The sequence below is a fragment of the Litchfieldella anticariensis FP35 = DSM 16096 genome (genome assembly GCF_000409775.1).
GTDB classification, from domain to species: Bacteria; Pseudomonadota; Gammaproteobacteria; order Pseudomonadales; family Halomonadaceae; genus Litchfieldella; species Litchfieldella anticariensis.
Genome location: NZ_KE332377.1, coordinates 26,619 through 44,263, shown reverse-complemented (window position 1 = coordinate 44,263; position 17,645 = coordinate 26,619). Strand labels below are relative to the sequence as shown.

General features: G+C 59.2%; 14 protein-coding genes and 1 tRNA gene. 14 read left to right on the top strand and 1 reads right to left on the bottom strand.

The genetic code is table 11. The annotated features are described in order from the left end of the window. The 7 genes from lolB (at window position 1) to L861_RS00165 (ending at window position 5,420) form a co-directional block, all read left to right on the top strand. Window positions 1-606 (top strand): lipoprotein insertase outer membrane protein LolB, encoded by a 606-nt coding sequence (gene lolB / locus L861_RS00195; protein ID WP_016414499.1) that lies wholly within the window; start codon window positions 1-3, stop codon window positions 604-606. Beyond that, window positions 603-1,499 (top strand): 4-(cytidine 5'-diphospho)-2-C-methyl-D-erythritol kinase, encoded by an 897-nt coding sequence (gene ispE / locus L861_RS00190; RefSeq protein ID WP_016414498.1) that lies wholly within the window; start codon window positions 603-605, stop codon window positions 1,497-1,499. Before lolB ends, ispE begins: the two co-directional genes overlap by 4 nt. A 140-nt stretch (window positions 1,500-1,639) precedes the next feature. After that, complete coding sequence (locus tag L861_RS00185) at window positions 1,640-2,581, top strand: ribose-phosphate pyrophosphokinase (RefSeq protein ID WP_021029058.1); 942 nt, start codon at window positions 1,640-1,642, stop codon at window positions 2,579-2,581. Window positions 2,582-2,693: 112 nt separating this feature from the next. Continuing rightward, window positions 2,694-3,392, top strand: coding sequence for a 50S ribosomal protein L25/general stress protein Ctc (locus L861_RS00180; protein WP_016414496.1), 699 nt, complete (start codon window positions 2,694-2,696; stop codon window positions 3,390-3,392). Window positions 3,393-3,430: 38 nt separating this feature from the next. Further along, a complete protein-coding gene (gene pth / locus L861_RS00175) occupies window positions 3,431-4,015 on the top strand; it encodes an aminoacyl-tRNA hydrolase (RefSeq protein ID WP_016414495.1) in 585 nt (194 codons plus the stop codon). Between the two features lie 170 nt (window positions 4,016-4,185). Beyond that, complete coding sequence (ychF, locus tag L861_RS00170; RefSeq protein WP_016414494.1) at window positions 4,186-5,277, top strand: redox-regulated ATPase YchF; 1,092 nt, start codon at window positions 4,186-4,188, stop codon at window positions 5,275-5,277. A 66-nt stretch (window positions 5,278-5,343) separates the two neighbouring features. Then, window positions 5,344-5,420: transfer RNA gene (locus tag L861_RS00165), tRNA-Met, on the top strand. Between the two features lie 186 nt (window positions 5,421-5,606). On the opposite strand, the gene L861_RS00160 is transcribed toward L861_RS00165, so the two are convergent. After that, window positions 5,607-6,905 (bottom strand): M18 family aminopeptidase, encoded by a 1,299-nt coding sequence (locus L861_RS00160; RefSeq protein ID WP_016414493.1) that lies wholly within the window; start codon window positions 6,903-6,905, stop codon window positions 5,607-5,609. A gap of 128 nt (window positions 6,906-7,033) precedes the next feature. Here L861_RS00160 and L861_RS00155 point away from each other — a divergent pair, with 128 nt between their 5' ends. The 7 genes from L861_RS00155 (at window position 7,034) to L861_RS00125 (ending at window position 17,578) form a co-directional block, all read left to right on the top strand. After that, the gene (locus tag L861_RS00155) at window positions 7,034-9,085 is read left to right on the top strand and encodes a carboxy terminal-processing peptidase (protein WP_016414492.1); all 2,052 of its coding nucleotides are present in this window, start codon (window positions 7,034-7,036) and stop codon (window positions 9,083-9,085) included. 279 nt (window positions 9,086-9,364) lie between these two features. After that, window positions 9,365-11,092, top strand: coding sequence for an NAD-dependent DNA ligase LigB (gene ligB, locus L861_RS00150; protein WP_016414491.1), 1,728 nt, complete (start codon window positions 9,365-9,367; stop codon window positions 11,090-11,092). Between the two features lie 227 nt (window positions 11,093-11,319). Further along, window positions 11,320-11,973, top strand: a complete 654-nt coding sequence (locus L861_RS00145) for a cytochrome c3 family protein (protein ID WP_016414490.1) — start codon at window positions 11,320-11,322, stop codon at window positions 11,971-11,973. Further along, entirely contained in the window at window positions 11,961-15,062 is a 3,102-nt protein-coding gene (locus tag L861_RS00140) for a TAT-variant-translocated molybdopterin oxidoreductase (protein ID WP_016414489.1), read from the top strand. Before L861_RS00145 ends, L861_RS00140 begins: the two co-directional genes overlap by 13 nt. Then, entirely contained in the window at window positions 15,059-16,450 is a 1,392-nt protein-coding gene (nrfD, locus tag L861_RS00135; RefSeq protein WP_016414488.1) for an NrfD/PsrC family molybdoenzyme membrane anchor subunit, read from the top strand. The genes L861_RS00140 and nrfD overlap by 4 nt, the downstream gene beginning before the upstream one ends. Beyond that, complete coding sequence (locus L861_RS00130) at window positions 16,443-16,997, top strand: DUF3341 domain-containing protein (RefSeq protein WP_016414487.1); 555 nt, start codon at window positions 16,443-16,445, stop codon at window positions 16,995-16,997. The genes nrfD and L861_RS00130 overlap by 8 nt, the downstream gene beginning before the upstream one ends. Continuing rightward, complete coding sequence (locus L861_RS00125) at window positions 16,994-17,578, top strand: c-type cytochrome (RefSeq protein ID WP_016414486.1); 585 nt, start codon at window positions 16,994-16,996, stop codon at window positions 17,576-17,578. The genes L861_RS00130 and L861_RS00125 overlap by 4 nt, the downstream gene beginning before the upstream one ends. Window positions 17,579-17,645 lie beyond the last annotated feature (67 nt).

The following is a 17,645-nucleotide window of genomic DNA, read 5'->3' as shown; positions in this document are numbered from 1 at the left end:
ATGATGCGACCTTTCATTGCTGCCCTCCTGACCCTTGCGATGTTGGCCGGTTGTGCATCCCGGCCAATGGACACCGAGGCGCCGCTAGAACGCGAGCCTTGGCAAGACCAGGCACAACGACTGGAACAGCTCGACCGTTGGACCCTTGCCGGCAAGGTAGGCCTGCGAACTCCCCAGGACACGACCAGCGCCAATCTCGACTGGGCCCAGTATCCCGGCTATTACCGCATGTTGATCAGCGGCCCCTTCGGCAGTGGCCGCAATCTATTGGAAGGACGCGAAGGTAGGGTAACGCTGAATACCAGTGAGGGCCGCTTCGAGGCCACCAGCCCCGAAGCCTTGATGGAGCAGCAACTCGGCTGGTCGCTGCCGATCTCGGCGCTTGATCACTGGGTACGCGGACTACCTGCTCCAGGCGCCCATTACGAGCGAGAATCGGATGAACTCGGTTATCCAACGCAACTACAACAAGCCGGTTGGCAGATAGATTACCGCGATTGGGAACATGCCGACGGCCTGTGGCTGCCTCGGCGCCTGGTCATGACCTACGATGAGCTTCGCGCCACGCTGGTGATCAATGACTGGCAACCCGGTGAACCACGATGACCGCCCCTCAAACCACACTGACCTTGCCAGCTCCCGCCAAGCTCAACCGCATGTTGCATATCACCGGGCGACGTGCCGACGGCTATCATGAATTGCAGACGCTATTCCAGTTCCTCGATCACGGCGACACCCTGCACTTTTCACTCCGCGATGACGGCAAGATTCACCTGACGCCGGCGCTGCCGGAGGTCGCGACCGAGGCCAACCTGATCGTGCGCGCAGCCCGCATGCTCCAAACGGACAGAGGCTGCCGTCTGGGGGCGGATATCCGTCTCGATAAACGCTTGCCCATGGGAGGCGGTCTCGGTGGCGGCAGCTCCAATGCCGCCACCACGCTGCTGGCCCTGAACCACCTGTGGCAGTTGGGGTTGAGTCAAGCGCAACTCGCCGAGTTGGGGTTATCGTTGGGTGCCGACGTCCCGGTCTTCGTGCATGGACATGCCGCTTGGGCGGAAGGCATCGGCGAACGCCTGACCCCCGTCGAGCTCGATACGCCTTGGTTCGTGGTGCTGCATCCCGGCATCGCGGTGGCGACGGCCAGCGTGTTCAATGCCCCACAATTGACACGAGACACCCCTCACATTAGTATGGCGCGCGCACTGCAGGGGGGGGCTCCCGCGTGGCGTAACGACTGTCAGGCAACGGTATGCGAACGTTACCCGGAGGTAGCGAAGGCGCTCGACTGGCTATCCGGGCTTGCACCGACCATGCTAACAGGTACTGGTGCGTGCCTGTTTGCACGTTTGACGGACGAACGCCAGGCCGATAGCATTTTGCAGCGTGTCGGTTCCGACTGGCATGCCTTCAAGGCGAAGGGCTGCAATCTTTCTCCCCTCCATGCGGCTCTGGGATGTCACGTGACGCCGGCCAAGGGGCAGGCGGAACACCACTGATAGCTCTGCCGTAGCCTGTAAAGGCGGCGGCTCGGGACCGAAAGATCAAGATGCTAGGGTATAGCCCCAGCCATACCTCGATATCGGTCAAGCTGTCACCATCCCCCACAGAGATTTCAAGACTCCAAAGGTGGCTGCGCGTGTCTAAATTGATGGTTTTTGCCGGGAACGCCAATCCCGAACTCGCCCGAAAAATCGCCGAGGCGCTGGACAACCGGCTTGGCCATGCCACGGTCGGTCAATTCAGCGATGGGGAAATCGCGGTCGAGATCAATGAGAACGTGCGTGGCAAGGACGTCTTCATCCTGCAATCCACCTGCGCACCGACCAACGACAACCTGATGGAGCTGATCTTGATGACCGACGCTTTGCGCCGGGCATCCGCTACGCGAGTCACCGCTGTCGTACCTTACTTCGGCTACGCGCGCCAGGACCGCCGTGTGCGCTCGGCCCGCGTCCCGATCTCCGCCAAGGTGGTGGCCGACGTCATGGTCAAGGCCGGAGTCGACCGGGTCATGACCATGGACCTGCATGCTGACCAGATTCAGGGCTTCTTCGACGTGCCTGTAGACAACGTCTATGGCTCGCCAATTCTGCTCGACGATATCGAGCGCCAGAATTACGACGATCTGGTGGTCGTTTCTCCGGACGTTGGCGGCGTGGTACGAGCTCGAGCCATCGCCAAGCAGCTCAACGCCGATCTCGCCATCATCGACAAACGCCGTCCCCAGGCCAACCAGGCACAGGTAATGCATATCATCGGCGAAATCGAAGGCCGTACCTGTGTCGTGGTCGATGACATGGTCGATACCGCCGGTACCTTGTGCAAGGCAGCCGAAGCCCTCAAGGATCACGGTGCCAGCCGCGTAGTGGCCTACGCCACGCACCCTATTCTTTCAGGCCCGGCGGTCGATAACATCAGTGGCTCGGTGCTTGATGAGTTGGTCGTAGCCGATACCATTCCGCTGTCCGAACCAGCACGCCGCAGCGGCAAGATTCGCCAACTGTCCGTGGCCGGGCTCATCGCCGAGGCGATCCGCCGGGTCAGCAATGAAGAATCCGTCAGCGCGATGTTCCACTAAGGCCCTGCCAACGGAGCATCGTGCTTGGATACGCAGCCCGCAAGGGCCCCGGAAACGCTATCGCTTGGTCGCGGGCGATAACGCTTTCCTTTATTGACCAATGAGGTTACCAATGTCCGATTACCAACTTACCGCCAACGTTCGCAAGGAGCTGGGGAAAGGTGCGAGCCGCCGCCTGCGTCGTGCGAACCAACAGGTCGCTGCCATCATCTACGGTGGCGAGAAAGCGCCTCAGCCGATCACCATCGACAAGGCCGCCTTCTATAAAGCTATCGAAGAGGAAGCCTTTTTCTCCTCGATCATCAACATCGATGTCGATGGCAGCAGCGAACAGGTCATTATCCGTGATCTGCAGCGCCACCCCTACAAGGCGCTGATCACCCATGCCGACTTCATGCGGATCGACGCAACTCACGAGATGACCTTGCACGTACCGCTGCACGTCATCGGTGAAGAGCGCTGCAAAGGTATCAAGGAGCAAGGCGGCGTGCTACACGTGCTGGCTAACGATGTCGAAGTCAGCTGTCTGCCCAAGGATCTCCCCGAGTACCTGGAAGTCGACATTACCGACCTGGAGCTTGGTGGCACCCTGCACCTCTCTGATCTCAAGCTGCCGCAAGGCGTGACTTCCGTGGCCCTATCCCACGGCGAAGAACACGACGCCGGCATCGTGAACATCACCCATCCGACCCGCGGCACCGCCGAAGAAGGTGAGGAAGGCGAAGAGACCCAGCCGAGTGTCGAGCCGGAAGCACCGGCTGCTGAAACCAAGCAGGAAGAGAAGGACGAAGGCGAAGACAAGGCCGAGTAAGCCAGTCTTCTCCCTGTCAAGACCACCAGGACGTCAGCATGAGCCACGTGAAAGCGATCATCGGTCTCGGCAACCCGGGGCCGGAATACGACGACACTCGGCACAATGCTGGCGCTTGGTTGGTCGAGGCCATCGCGCGCGACAGCCACACTCCCCTGCGGCCAGAACGCAAGTTCCTTGGGCATTACGCCAAGGTGAATGTCGCTGGTGAAGATCTGCACCTGTTGCTACCGCAGACCTTCATGAACCGCAGTGGCGGTGCTGTCGCCGCGCTTTGCCAATTCTTCAAGTTAGCCCCCAGCGAACTGCTCGTCGCTCACGATGAGCTGGATATCGCCCCAGGCACGGCTCGTTACAAGCAGGGTGGCGGCCACGGCGGCCATAATGGCCTGCGTGATATTATCCGCGCTCTTGGCAACGATAACTCCTTCCACCGCCTACGTATCGGCATCGGCCATCCCGGCGACTCCCGCCAGGTCACCAATTATGTGCTTGGACGTCCCGGCAAGGCAGAACGTGCCGCCATCGAAGCCGTCTTCGGCGAAATCGAAGCCACACTACCAGATGCCATTCGTGGCAACTGGGCCAAGGCGATGAATCGGTTGCACAGCTTCAAGGAGTGAAAGACGGAAGAGAAGCAAAACGCCCCCTACTTGCTTCTTCAAGGTGCGAAGCACCGCTCTTCAACCTTACATCTTCAAGTCGCGAAGCGACGAACTTCCGACTTATCGCTTTTTTCCCGTAGAATACCGGCCAATTGCCAACTTCGAACACGCTTTCCAGGAAAGATCCCATGGGTTTCAACTGCGGTATCGTCGGCCTGCCCAATGTCGGCAAGTCCACCCTGTTCAATGCATTGACCAAATCCGGCATCGACGCCGAGAACTTCCCGTTCTGCACCATCGAGCCCAATGTCGGTATCGTGCCGATGCCCGACCCGCGTCTCGATAAGCTGGCCGAAATCGTCAAGCCGCAGAAGGTAATCCCGACCACCATGGAGTTCGTGGATATCGCCGGCCTGGTCGCCGGTGCCTCCAAGGGCGAAGGACTGGGGAACCAGTTCCTGGCCAATATTCGCGAAACCGACGCGATCGCCCATGTGGTGCGCTGCTTCGACAACGACAACGTTATCCACGTGGCCAACCAGGTAGACCCGCGCGCCGATATCGAAACCATCAACATGGAACTGGCCCTGGCCGACCTCGATACCGTAGAACGCGCCATCCAGCGCCTGACACGCGTGGTCAAGAGCGGCGACAAGGAGGCCATCGCCACCAAGGCGGTGCTGGATCGCATTCAGCCTCACCTGGCAGAGGGTTTGCCGCTGCGCAGTCTCGACCTTTCTGACGACGACAAACGTCAGGTCAAGAGCTTCGGCTTTCTGACCCTGAAGCCAACCATGTACATCGCCAACGTCAACGACGATGGTTTCGATAACAATCATTACCTGGATACTGTGCACGAGATCGCCATGGAAGAAGGTGCCGTGGTGGTGCCGGTATGCAACCAGATCGAAGCCGAGATCGCCGAACTCGATGATGACGAACGCGCCATGTTCCTCGAGGAACTGGGGATGGAGGAACCGGGGCTCGACCGCGTGATTCGTGCCGGCTACAAGCTACTTGGCTTGCAGACCTACTTCACCGCCGGGGTCAAGGAAGTGCGTGCCTGGACGGTCAAGGTCGGTGCCACTGCCCCGGAAGCGGCAGGCGTAATCCACACCGACTTCCAGAAAGGATTCATTCGCGCTGAAGTCATCGGCTATGAGGACTTCGTTACGCTAGGCGGGGAACAGGCTGCCAAGGATGCCGGAAAGTGGCGTCTGGAAGGCAAGGATTACGTCGTCCAGGACGGCGATGTAATCCATTTCCGGTTCAATGTCTAACGTGCGCCGCACCGAAATTGAGTTGACCTTTCATGCCCTTATGGGTATGATTCGCCCCCGTTGGAAGGCTACGTAGCTCAGTTGGTTAGAGCACATCACTCATAATGATGGGGTCCCCTGTTCGAGTCAGGGCGTAGCCACCAAAGATCGCCAAACCCCGCAGGCCTGCCTGCGGGGTTTTTGCGTTTCGGGCTAGGCGCTTCGCGCCAGCTACGAGCTACGAGCTACGAGCTACGAGCTACGAGCTACGAGCTACGAGTTGTAGGCTCCGCCACCCGGCTAGCCAATGCAATACATCGCCCGTGGCGCGCCGCTCGTTGCCCGCCGCCTCAAACCAATTCCGGTCGGTTGACGAACGCCGTCAATGCCCGCGTCAGATACTCGATGTCCTGGCTACCGGCAGTTTCGCGGATAGAATGCATCCCCCACTGAGCGACTCCCACATCCAGGGTCGGCACCCCGAGCTCTGTAGCCGTGATTGGCCCAATGGTACTGCCACACGCCATATCGGCCCGGCTAACGAAGGTTTGTACCGGTACCCCCGCCTCTCGGCACAGGTCGCGAAACATTGCCGAGGTAGCACTGTTGGTCGCGTAACGTTGATTGGCATTGACCTTGATCACGGGGCCACCGTTGATCGCTGGCCCATGGCCGGCATCGTGCTTGTCGGTAAAGTTCGGATGCAAGGCATGAGCATTATCGCAGGAGATCAAACGCGAGGCCTGAATCAAGCGAATGAACCCTTCCTCTCCTTCTTCACCTAGTTGCGCGTTGACCCGTCGCAGTACATCCCCAAGGAAAGGTCCCTGGGCACCGCAGGCGCTAGCGCTGCCAACCTCTTCGTGGTCGTTGGCCACCAATACGGCTCCTTGACGACCATCGCCATTCAGCAGCGCTTCCAAACCGATGAAGCAGGACAGCAAGTTATCCAGCCGGGCGCTGGCGATCAATTCCCCCTCGACACCGACCCGTGCCGGGGGTTGGGTGTCGTAAAGCGCTAGTTCGAAGTCGAGAATGGCGGCCTTCTCGATATTGTGCTGCTCGTAGAGCCAGCGCTGCAGTAGCCGCTCGATGTCACCCTGCTCGCCGCCCTGCAGCAAAACCGGTACCATTTGAGTCTGAGGATTAATGGCCCGCCCTTCATTGACCTCACGGTCGAGATGGATAGCGAGACTGGGCACGATGGCCACCGGGCGTGTGACGTTCAACAACACACTGTGCAAACGGCCATCCTCGCGCCGCAAGTGAACCCGCCCGGCCACTCCCAGGTCACGGTCGAACCAAGGCGCTAGCAGGGCACCACCATAGACTTCGACCCCAAGCTGCAACCACCCACTGCTCACTTGGGCGGCATTAGGCTTGAGGCGCAGACCCGGGCTGTCGGTATGTGCGCCAATCATGCGCAATGCCCGCAGCCGGTCGTTCGGCAGTTGCAACGCCACCAGTGATGACTCGTTGCGGGTAACATAGACACGTTCGCCCGGCGCAAGCTGCCAGGACTGTGTCTCATCCAGCCGACGGAAACCGGCTTGCTCGAGGCGCTTACTCATGTTGGCTACGGCATGCCAGGGGGTGGGAGAGCGCTGTAAAAAGTTCAGCAATCGTTCCAAAGTAGGGTCGTGGGGCATGATGTTCCTCACCTAGGGGTCTATGTCTGGCGACACAGACTGCTACAATGCCAACTCGGCAGACGCAACTCACTCGCCGAGCTCTAGTCTAGGGAAGAAGTGTACATGAAACCGGGAGTGCTTCATTGATGAGCCTGATTGCCGTCCTTCGGCGTGTGAGTGCCATCGTACTGATCGCATCCATCAGTACGATGGTCCTTGCGCAGCAACCGCAACCTTCTGACACCCACCGTCAGGCTGCGGCCGAAATCGCCGAATCGCTGCGTTACGGGCATTACGCCGATGTCAGCCTTGACGATGAGTGGTCACGGCAGGCATTCAATCGCTATCTGGATATACTGGATTCCCAGCGAGCCTATTTGCTGCGCCGCGACGTGGACAGCTTTCGGGACCTGGAAACCACCATGGACGACGCCCTGTACGATGGCGAACTCGAGCGTGTCTATGCCTTGTATCAGCGTTATCAAGAGCGTCTCGAGTCACGCCTCGAATGGATTCTCGACAAGGTCAACAACGGGCTGGACTATCGCTTCGATACCGATGATCGGATCGAGCTCGATCGCGAAGGCGCTCCTTGGGCCAACAACGAGAGCGAGCTGGACGAGCTTTGGAACAAACGGCTGAAGAATGCCGCTCTGACCATGTCGATCAGCGGTCAGGACGATGAGCAAGTACGTGACAACCTACGCCAGCGTTACGAAGGGCAACTTACCCGAGTACGCCAGACCAACGGTGAGGATGTTTTCGGCCTGTTCATGATGGCGGTGACCGGGACTATCGATCCGCATACCGAATACCTGTCACCACAGCAGGGCGAGTCATTCGATATCCAGATGCGCCTGTCATTGGAAGGGATCGGTGCATTACTGCAGACCGAAGGGGAATACGTCAAGGTTTCTAGCCTGGTACCCGGCGGCCCTGCAGACAAGTCCGGTGCCCTCCAGCCGGCCGATCGTATCGTTGCTGTCGGTCAGGAAGACGGCAAGATGGTCAACGTGATTGGCATGCGCCTGGATGAAGTGGTCGATATGATCCGGGGTCCAAAGGGGTCCGTCGTACGGCTGGACGTGGTGCCTGCGCAATCTATCGACATGACGCGCTCACATATCGTCGAGATCACTCGCGACACCGTTAACTTGGAAGATCAGGCAGCTAGTGGAGAAGTCGTCGAGGTTGAGCGAGAGGATGGGGCACACCGGATCGGTGTGATCAAGATCCCTACCTTCTATGTCGATTTCGATGCCTGGCAAGCCGGCGAGGACGAGTACCGCAGTACCACGCGAGATGTGGCGCGTGAGATCGAACGGCTCAAGAAAGAAGAGATCGAGGGTATCGTGCTGGACCTGCGAAACAATGGCGGAGGCGCCTTGCAGGAAGCCAACTCCTTGATTGGACTATTCATCGACCGCGGTCCGACCGTTCAGGTACGCGATGCCCGTGGGCGTATCAGCCTGTATGGCGATACCGAGAGCGGCACCCTTTACGATGGTCCACTGGGCGTTCTCGTCAATCGGCTGTCGGCATCGGCATCGGAAATTTTCGCTGGTGCCATACAGGACTACGGACGTGGCCTGGTCGTAGGCTCCCAAACCTTCGGCAAGGGTACCGTGCAAACGCTCAATGAGCTGAGTCATGGCCAGATCAAGCTGACCCGGGCCAAGTTTTACCGCATTTCCGGAGAAAGCACCCAACATCGGGGCGTGGAGCCCGACATTGCTTTCCCCAGCCTGGTGGACCCGGAAATGATCGGCGAAAGCAGCTTGGATAATGCCCTGCCGTGGGATACCGTACGTGCCGTTCAATACCGCTTGTATGGCGAGCCATGGCAGTATCTCGACTCATTGCGTGAACGACATGATGAGCGAATCGCCAGCCACCCCAATTTCACTTATCTGGAACGCCAGGCCGAGCTCGCACGTCAACTGCGCGAACAACACACCACTATCAGCCTGAACCGCGAGCAGCGTAAGCGTGAGATGGAAGCACAAGAGGCCGAGCAACTCTCACTGGAAAATCAGCGCCGCCGCGCACTGGGGCTCGAACCGTTGGAAGACTGGGTGGATGCCCGCGAAGACGATATGGACGGTACGGAGGAAGAGGACCAACCCGCGGACCGCGCCCAGGTTCTCGAAAGCGCCGAAATCCTCCTCGACTATGCGCAACTGAGTCGCCAGAGCTGATATTCGACGGGGCCAACGCTCCGCTACTTGAACTGCACCCCGGAAGTTGGACACCCAAGCCAACTTTCGGGGTGTTGTTCAAAATGAACTGACCCCAATAATTGGACAGTTCATACTGCGGGGCGTTGGCGTATTCAGCACTGCCTCCTCCCACTGCTGCTGAGAGCCCAAGTTTTCGTTACACTGAGTCGTAAAAAATCAGGTCGTAAAAATCAGGTCGCAAGAAACCGGTTACGACATCCCAAGGAATGGGGCCTAAGTCACCGCAGGGAGGCAATCATGTATCGCCATTCATTCGGCGCTCGTCGCGCCATTCACGGCTTGTGGGCACCGTTATTGGTGTGCATGAGCCTATCGCCCGTTCAGGCAGACGAATGCCCGGATTGGACACCCACTCAGGCTGATCAAGCGCTAGAGGCGCTGCAAACCCAGGTCTCGGAGTGGGACGATGCCTATTACCGACGTGGCGAACGCCTGGTAGAAGACAGCGTCTACGATCAGGCGCGTTCCAGGTTGACCGCCTGGCAGACCTGTTTCGATGTGCCGGCGACACCCCTTGCCCGCAGTTCAAGCGAAGAAACCATTGTTCACCCGGTAGCGCAAACTGGATTGGCCAAATTGGATGAACCCCAGGCCTTGGCCAACTGGGTCGAGCGTCGACTTCAGGACGGTCTGTGGGTCCAGCCCAAGGTCGACGGCGTAGCGGTGACATTAGTCTACGAAGACGGCCGACTCACAGCTGCCATCAGCCGTGGCGACGGTCACCGCGGACAGGATTGGCTGTCTCACGCCGAACGGATCGTCACCATTCCCCAGCAGTTGCCCGCCGACTCCCCACCTCGCGTCATCTTGCAAGGCGAGCTCTACCACCGTCGCCCAGGCCATATCCAGGCCGAGCATGGCAGTGACGGTGCTCGTAGCGCGATCATCGGGTTGATGGCACGTCATGAACTCGACGCCGTTAGTGCCAATGACATCGGGCTGTTCGTCTGGGACTGGCCCAGCGGCCCAAAGCCAATGCAGGCGCGGCTCACCGCTCTCGAGTCGTGGGGCTTCGCGGACAGTGCTCGCCTGACCCGACCGGTAACCGGAATGGATGACGTCACTCGCTGGCGCCAGCATTGGTATCGAGGCCAACTACCCTTCGCTACCGACGGCGTGGTGATTCGCCAGAACACCCGCCCCGAGCCTGTCGACTGGCAACCCGAACCACCCTACTGGGCCGTGGCCTGGAAGCATCCGGCTCAGCGCAGCCTGGCTATGGTGCGCGACATCGATTTCCGCATCGGACGCACCGGTACCATCACCCCAGTGCTGCAGCTCCACCCCACCCGACTCGACGATCGTACCATCCGCCGCGTCAGTCTTGGTTCCCTGGACCAGTGGCAGGAATGGGACGTACGTCCCGGCGACCAAATCATGATTCGTCTGGCGGGCCTGACCATTCCCCAGCTCGCAGAGGTGCTGATACGGGCTGAACCACGCCCGGAACTGGATGCCCCTGATTCCGATCGCTATCACCCACTGAGTTGCCTACGCCTTACCACCGGCTGCGAGGCACAGTTTCTGGCCCGCTTGGCATGGCTGTCGGATAACGAAGGGCTGGACATGGCGGGAATCGGTGAAGGAACCTGGCAACGTCTGATCGACGCTGGACTGATCGAAGGCCTACTCGACTGGCAAGCACTGACTCCGACACAGCTCGAAGCCCTTCCAGGGGTTGGCGAGGCACGAGCCACTCAATGGCATGCCAGTTTTCAGGCCAGCCGCCACCGCTCACTGACTCGTTGGCTAAAGGCCTTGGGAATGCCGCCGGTCGATGAACGTATCCTGATAAACGCTGATGGGTATCTCGACCTCTCCGAGCTGCGGTCCCGGAATCGGCATGACTGGCGGCAACATCCCGGTATCGGTACCACGACAGCCGAACGGCTCGTGGCCTTCTTCGCCGAACCTGAAATCGTCTCGCTGCTAAGCCGCCTAGTGAGACCGACTACCCTCCAATAGATCCCGCGGCCTAGACAACTGGCGATGAATGCTACTTACCAAACAATATGGTGCCGCCATGCAGCACGGCGGCACTGCTGGATTATGCTCAAGTTATTCGCTTAAGAAATAACATTAATCCCCAACGTTATTTAGCAGGAATACAAACGCCTTTCCTATAGTGAGGAACATGCTGCGCCTGGAAGCCGCAGAGAAAGGAACCGGAACACTGACCCGAGGGAAGCAGGATGGCGCCCTTGTTTCGTCCACGAACGAATGCGCTAACCGTTGTCTTCTTGGTGGGGGTCCTGGCATTGCTCGTGGCGATTTCAGTCATCGCCTATGTCGTCTACCGCTCTCCCTATCAGACGGATGCCGGTTACGCTCCTGAACAACCCATCCCCTTCAGCCATCAGCATCATGTCGGTGGCTTGGGCATCGATTGCCAGTATTGCCACACCAGCGCCGAAACCTCCGATTTCGCTGGCATTCCTCCCACACGTACCTGCATGACCTGCCACTCACAAGAGTGGACCAATGCCGAGATGCTGGCTCCCGTGCGCGAAAGCCTCTCTCACCAGGAGCCGTTGGCATGGACGCGCGTACATAAGCTCGCCGACTACACCTATTTCAGCCATCGCGCCCACGTCAACAACGGCGTGGGATGCGAGTCATGCCATGGACGCGTAGACAAGATGCACATGACCGTCCAACGCCAGCCCCTGACCATGGAATGGTGCCTGGAATGTCATCGTGATCCAGGTTCCGAACTACGTCCCCAGGACAAGATCACCAGCATGGGGTATTCCCCTGAGGACGACGCCATACCCGGTCACGAACTGATCGACCAATACGACATCAACCTCGACCACCTGACGGAGTGTTCCTCATGTCATCGCTGAATCGCAGGCAGTGGCAGCGCTTGCATGAGCGGCTCGCCGGGAAGAGCGGCCCGACCTATTGGCGTAGCCTTGAAGAATTGGCCGATGACGAAGCATTCAGCGAATTTCTGGCTGATGAGTTCCCAGGGCACGACAGCGTATGGGCAGCCCCCCTCGATCGTCGACGTGTACTCAAACTGATGGCGGCCAGTTTTGCCCTTGGAGGCTTGACCGCTTGCGACGGCCAGCCTCGTGAGCGACTGACACCCTACATCGACATGCCTGAAGGGCTCTTGCCTGGTCGCCCTCGCTATTACGCTACGACGTATCCGATCGATGGCTACGCACATGGCGTACTTGTCCAAAGCCGCGAAGGTCGTCCCGTCAAGGTCGAAGGCAACCCGGACCATCCGGCCACATTGGGCGCTTGCGATGTCTTCTCTCAAGCGTCGGTGTTGTCATTGTATGATCCCGATCGTGCGTCAACCGTCATGCAACGCGGACATATCGCGGGATACAGTGAGTTTCTGACCGCGCTTCAAGCACAACAGAACCGTTGGGATGCTACCCGGGGCAAAGGTTTGGCATTTCTTACCGGTACGATCACCTCGCCCAGCGAAAGCGAACGCCTGCATGCCCTGCTAGAGCGCTGGCCCGAAGCCCGCTGGTACACCCATACCCCGATGGATCGCCGCAATGTCTACACGGCCAGCCGTTGGCTATTCGATGCCCCACGAGAACCGATCTACCATCTCGATCGGGCGCGCATCCTGGTATCGCTGGATGCGAATTTCCTGCAAGAACAACCGGGGTTCCTCCGCTACGCACGAGACTTTTCACAACACCGTCGCCCCAGGGACAACGACGAACTGTTGCGGCTCTACGTACTCGAATCGACGCCAAGCATTACCGGAAGCATGGCGGAACACCGCTTACTCATGCGATATCCACGAATCGCAGATGCCGCTCGACAGTTGGCCAACACTCTCGGCCTGGATGTCCCGCCACCTGAAACGCCCGCGGTGCCCGACGACTGGCTAGCAGCATTGGCCGAGGACCTGCGCCGTCAGGCCCCAGCCATCGCGGTCATGGCCAGCGATCAACAGCCAGCGGAGGTACACGCCCTAGCACATGCCATCAATGCACAGTTGAATGCCTTCGGCACGACACTGGAGTTCATCGACCCTGTCGCCGCCAGTCATGAGGCGGCCTCTCTGGGTGACTTGAACGACGCGATACAGGCTAGGGAAATACATAGCTTGGTGATGATGGACACCAACCCCGCCTACAACGCCCCGGCCGATCTGAATTTCGCCGAGGCACTGCAAACGGTAGCGTGGCGCTGTCACTGGGGAGATACCTACAACGAGACAGCACGGCTATGCCACTGGCATGTTCCCGCCACTCATCCACTGGAAACCTGGGGCGATGCCCGTGCTTTCGACGGTACACTGAGTCTGCTGCAGCCGTTGATTCTTCCCATGCACGATGGCAAGACCGCCCTGCAATTTCTTGCTGTCCTTCAAGAGGGGATCGATCACGATGCCCATGACCTGTTGGTCGAGGATTGGCGAGCCCGTTACCACGGAGACGACTTCGAGACCTTTTGGCACACCAGCCTGCGCGACGGTCTAGTCGGCGACAGTGCCTTCGGACCACGCTCGGCAGAGCTCATCGGCACTTGGCGCGAGCAGTTGCCCAGGCCGAGCCCAAGCACCGACGAACTGGTGTTACAACTGCGCCCCGACCCTTCATTATGGGACGGTCGTTATGCCAACAATGCCTGGTTGCAGGAACTTCCCCGGCCACTGACCAAACTGACCTGGGATAGCGCTCTACTGATCGCGCCAGCACAAGCGGAACGCCGCGATCTCGCCACAGGCGACATGGTCAGGATAACGGCTCGCGAACATACACTCGAGGCACCAATCTATGTGCTTCCCGGCATGCCACAGGATGCCGTGACTCTGACCTTGGGCGGTGGCCGTCGCCAGGCCGGCAACGTCGCCAATGGGGTTGGCGCCAATGCCTATGCCCTACAACAAAGCGGCGCACCTTGGTCGATCGCCGTCACGCTGGAAAAGACCGGCGCCCATCGCCAATTGGCCATGACGCAGAACCACCATGCCATCGAAGGTCGTGACCTGATCCGCGTCGCCGATCTCGACACCTATCGTGACGATCCGCATTTCGCCCAGCATGAAGAGCCTCATGGTTCACTGTATCCCGAACCAAATCCCACCGATCACGAGCCTCGACATGCGTGGGCCATGAGCATCGACCTGTCAGCCTGCATCGGCTGCAATGCATGCGTTACCGCCTGCCAGGCCGAAAACAATATTCCCGTGGTCGGCGCCGAGGAAGTACGAAGGGGGCGTGAGATGCACTGGATCCGTATCGATCGTTATTTCAAAGGTGCATTAGAAGGGCCGGAGATGGTGTTCCAGCCGGTGACCTGCATGCACTGCGAGAATGCCCCTTGCGAGTACGTCTGCCCGGTTGGCGCCACTCAGCATTCAGCCGATGGTCTCAACGAGATGATCTACAACCGCTGTATCGGCACCCGCTATTGTTCACAGAATTGTCCATACAAGGTCCGGCGCTTCAACTGGTTCCACTACACCGGAGAGACAGCAACCTACGCGGTACCAGCAGCAGCCTACAATCCGGATGTGACGGTACGCGCACGAGGAGTGATGGAAAAATGCACGTACTGTGTACAGCGTATCAATCGCAAGCGTCGCGATGCCGAGATCGAAGGACGTAACCTGGCCGACGGCGAATTGCAGACCGCTTGCCAGCAGAGCTGCCCGACCCGTGCCATCGTGTTCGGCGATCTCAACGACCCCGAGAGCGAAATCAGCCGTCTCAAGTCTCATCCCCTCGATTACGGCATCCTCTCTCATCTCAACGTTCGTCCACGAACGACCTACCTGGCCGCTGTCCGCACTCCCAATCCGTCTCTGTCGAATAGCGCCTCTCGTGAGTCGGGTGGAATGGGTGAAGTCGGGATCTACACGCCGGAACGCAACGCTCCCAAGCTCGGTGAGGCACAGCCCCTTGAGCATCGCAGTGACAGCCGCGTGTTCTTTCGCAAGGAGCCGTCATGAAACCGACTGAGCGCGATGCCCTGCTCCCAGCCGACCTGACGCATGCCTCGCTCACCCAGCGGATCAGCGCACTGGTGCTTGAACGACGCTCACCTCTGGGTTGGTGGATCGCTGTCCTGATCTGCGCCGGCCTGACCTTGATGTTCGTACTCTCGCTGTCGGTATTATTCACGGTGGGCATCGGGATCTTTGGCCTCAACATCCCGGTCGCCTGGGGCATGCCGATTCTCAATACCATCTGGTGGATTGGTATTGCCCATGCCGGCACACTGATCTCGGCGGTGCTGCTGCTCACCCGCCAGCCCTGGCGGGCCGCCATCAACCGCTTCGCCGAAGCCATGGCGATGTTCGCCATCGTCTGCGCCGGCCTGTACCCCGTCATTCACCTGGGACGTCCGCAGTTCTTCTACTACCTGCTGCCCTATCCCGACACCATGGGCCTATGGCCTCAGTGGCGTAGCCCCCTGGTCTGGGACTTCCTGGCCATTAGCACCTATCTGATCTTCACCGCCAGCTTCCTGTACATGAGCTTGCTGCCGGACCTGGCGACCTTGCGCGACCGAGCTCGCGGCTGGAGAGCCTACTTCTATGCCGTGCTGGCATTAGGATGGAACGGTTCGGCAGCCCATTGGATGCGCTATGAGAAGACCACCATGATCTTCGCTGCCCTGGCCACTCCGATCGTGGTCACGGTAACCGGCATCATCTCGCTGGACCTGGCGGTATCGATCGTCCCTGGTTATCACTTCACCATATTCCCCCCCTATTTCGTTGCCGGTGCACTGTTTTCAGGTTTTTCCACCGTGGCTTTGCTAGCCGTCGCGCTACGCAGCCTGTTCAAGCTGCATGATTTGGTAACGCCAACGCACCTCGACTATCTAGGCAGAATGATGCTGCTGTTCGCGCTGATCGTGAGTTATGCCTATACCCAGGAAATTTTCGTCGCGTTCTACAGCGGGGAAGATTACTACCGCACCGTCTACTTCGATCGCTGGACCGGCCCCTACGCACCGATCTGGTGGAGCATGATCTTCTGCAACGTGGTACTCACGCAATTGTTGTGGTTCAAACGTGTGCGCCGCTCGCCCATGGCCTTACTGTGCCTGGCACTGACCAGTAACCTGGGCATGTGGTTAGAGCGTTTCCAGATCGTCTTCACGTCGACGCATGCCGACTACATGCCCTCGAACTGGGATACCGTCTGGCCCACTGGCTGGGACTGGGCAACCTATTTCGGCTCACTGGGACTGTTTGGCCTGCTACTGCTGATCTTCGTCAAGTTGATGCCACTGATCTCGATGCACGATATGCGCGCACTAATCGCCAAACGCCAGGCATCGGAGAAAAGCCGCGATGAGGCATCCCCCGGGGAGGCCAGTCATGAGTGAGGCCACCTCAAACGCTTCCAAACGGTACGGCCTACTGGGGAGATTTCATGATGCCGATGCGCTGATCGTCGCCATCCGAACGTTGCGTGAAGAGGGTTACAGGGAACTTGAGGCGTTCAGCCCCTATCCTGTCGAGGAACTCAACGAAGCCCTGGGAGTTCGCTCGCGTTGGCTGACGGTAGTGACCCTGATAGCCTCCCTGGCTGTCGCCGCGGGCACTTATTGGATGGTGTGGTACAGCGCCGCCGTCGACTATCCGTTCGTGGTGGGCGGCAAGCCACTTCACAGTTGGCCACCTTTCGCCTTGATCGCCTTTGTACTGGCAATCCTCTCTGCGGTCGTAACCGCCTTTCTCGGCATGCTGTGCGGCAACCGCCTGCCACGCCTCTATCACCCGGCCTTCAACATCACCATGTTCGAACGCGCCTCCAACGACGCCTTCTTCTTACTCACCAACGTGGGAACGCTTACCCATGACGAAATCGAGTCGTTGCGTTCACGCCTGACGGACCTTGGTGCGGAAGACGTGCAGGAGGTGCCACCATGAGGTACCGTCATGACGAATGGCCCAGTGCATTGGCAATAGTCATCGGGGTGCTGTTGGTCGGTTGCGACCAGCCATCCATGGAGCGCCAACCCAAGTACGAAACCTTCGAGGCAGCGCCTGGCTGGCCTCATGGTCAATCCGCGCGGGAACCAGTACCTGGGACCATTGCACACGACGATACACTCAAGCCCATACCTGACACCCAGCCCCAAGAACTCGACGCCGCCCTGCTCGATCGCGGCCAGCAGCGTTACGACATTTTCTGCTCTCCTTGTCACGACAGAACTGGCCATGGCAACGGTATGGTCGTACAACGCGGCTTCCCAGCCCCTCCGACATTCCACAGCGAGCGGCTACGCAACGCTCCCTTGCAACACGTCGTCGATGTCATCACCAATGGGTTTGGCGTGATGTATCCCTATCGTGATCGTGTGCCGGTGGAAGACCGCTGGGCGATCGCTGCGTATATCCAGGCCCTGCAACTCTCGCAGCATACCAGCGTCGATGACTTGCCCCCGGCCCAGCGCAGCGAACTGGAAAGGGCCTCTACCGGGGACACTCGTCGGGAGGGCAATCAATGAAACGGCTCCTGACCTACCTATCATCAAGTGGCACGTCTGCGGTACGGCGTTTTCGCCAGCAACCCCC

Excerpts from the sequence above, each read along its gene's own strand:
- lolB (WP_016414499.1), top strand. The coding sequence starts at position 1 with ATGATGCGACCTTTCATTGCTGCCCTCCTGACCCTTGCGATGTTGGCC.
- pth (WP_016414495.1), top strand. The coding sequence starts at position 3,431 with ATGAGCCACGTGAAAGCGATCATCGGTCTCGGCAACCCGGGGCCGGAA.
- L861_RS00180 (WP_016414496.1), top strand. The coding sequence starts at position 2,694 with ATGTCCGATTACCAACTTACCGCCAACGTTCGCAAGGAGCTGGGGAAA.
- ligB (WP_016414491.1), top strand. The coding sequence starts at position 9,365 with ATGTATCGCCATTCATTCGGCGCTCGTCGCGCCATTCACGGCTTGTGG.
- L861_RS00140 (WP_016414489.1), top strand. The coding sequence starts at position 11,961 with ATGTCATCGCTGAATCGCAGGCAGTGGCAGCGCTTGCATGAGCGGCTC.
- L861_RS00155 (WP_016414492.1), top strand. The coding sequence starts at position 7,034 with ATGAGCCTGATTGCCGTCCTTCGGCGTGTGAGTGCCATCGTACTGATC.
- nrfD (WP_016414488.1), top strand. The coding sequence starts at position 15,059 with ATGAAACCGACTGAGCGCGATGCCCTGCTCCCAGCCGACCTGACGCAT.
- L861_RS00130 (WP_016414487.1), top strand. The coding sequence starts at position 16,443 with ATGAGTGAGGCCACCTCAAACGCTTCCAAACGGTACGGCCTACTGGGG.
- ychF (WP_016414494.1), top strand. The coding sequence starts at position 4,186 with ATGGGTTTCAACTGCGGTATCGTCGGCCTGCCCAATGTCGGCAAGTCC.
- ispE (WP_016414498.1), top strand. The coding sequence starts at position 603 with ATGACCGCCCCTCAAACCACACTGACCTTGCCAGCTCCCGCCAAGCTC.
- L861_RS00145 (WP_016414490.1), top strand. The coding sequence starts at position 11,320 with ATGGCGCCCTTGTTTCGTCCACGAACGAATGCGCTAACCGTTGTCTTC.
- L861_RS00160 (WP_016414493.1), bottom strand. The coding sequence starts at position 6,905 with ATGCCCCACGACCCTACTTTGGAACGATTGCTGAACTTTTTACAGCGC.
- L861_RS00125 (WP_016414486.1), top strand. The coding sequence starts at position 16,994 with ATGAGGTACCGTCATGACGAATGGCCCAGTGCATTGGCAATAGTCATC.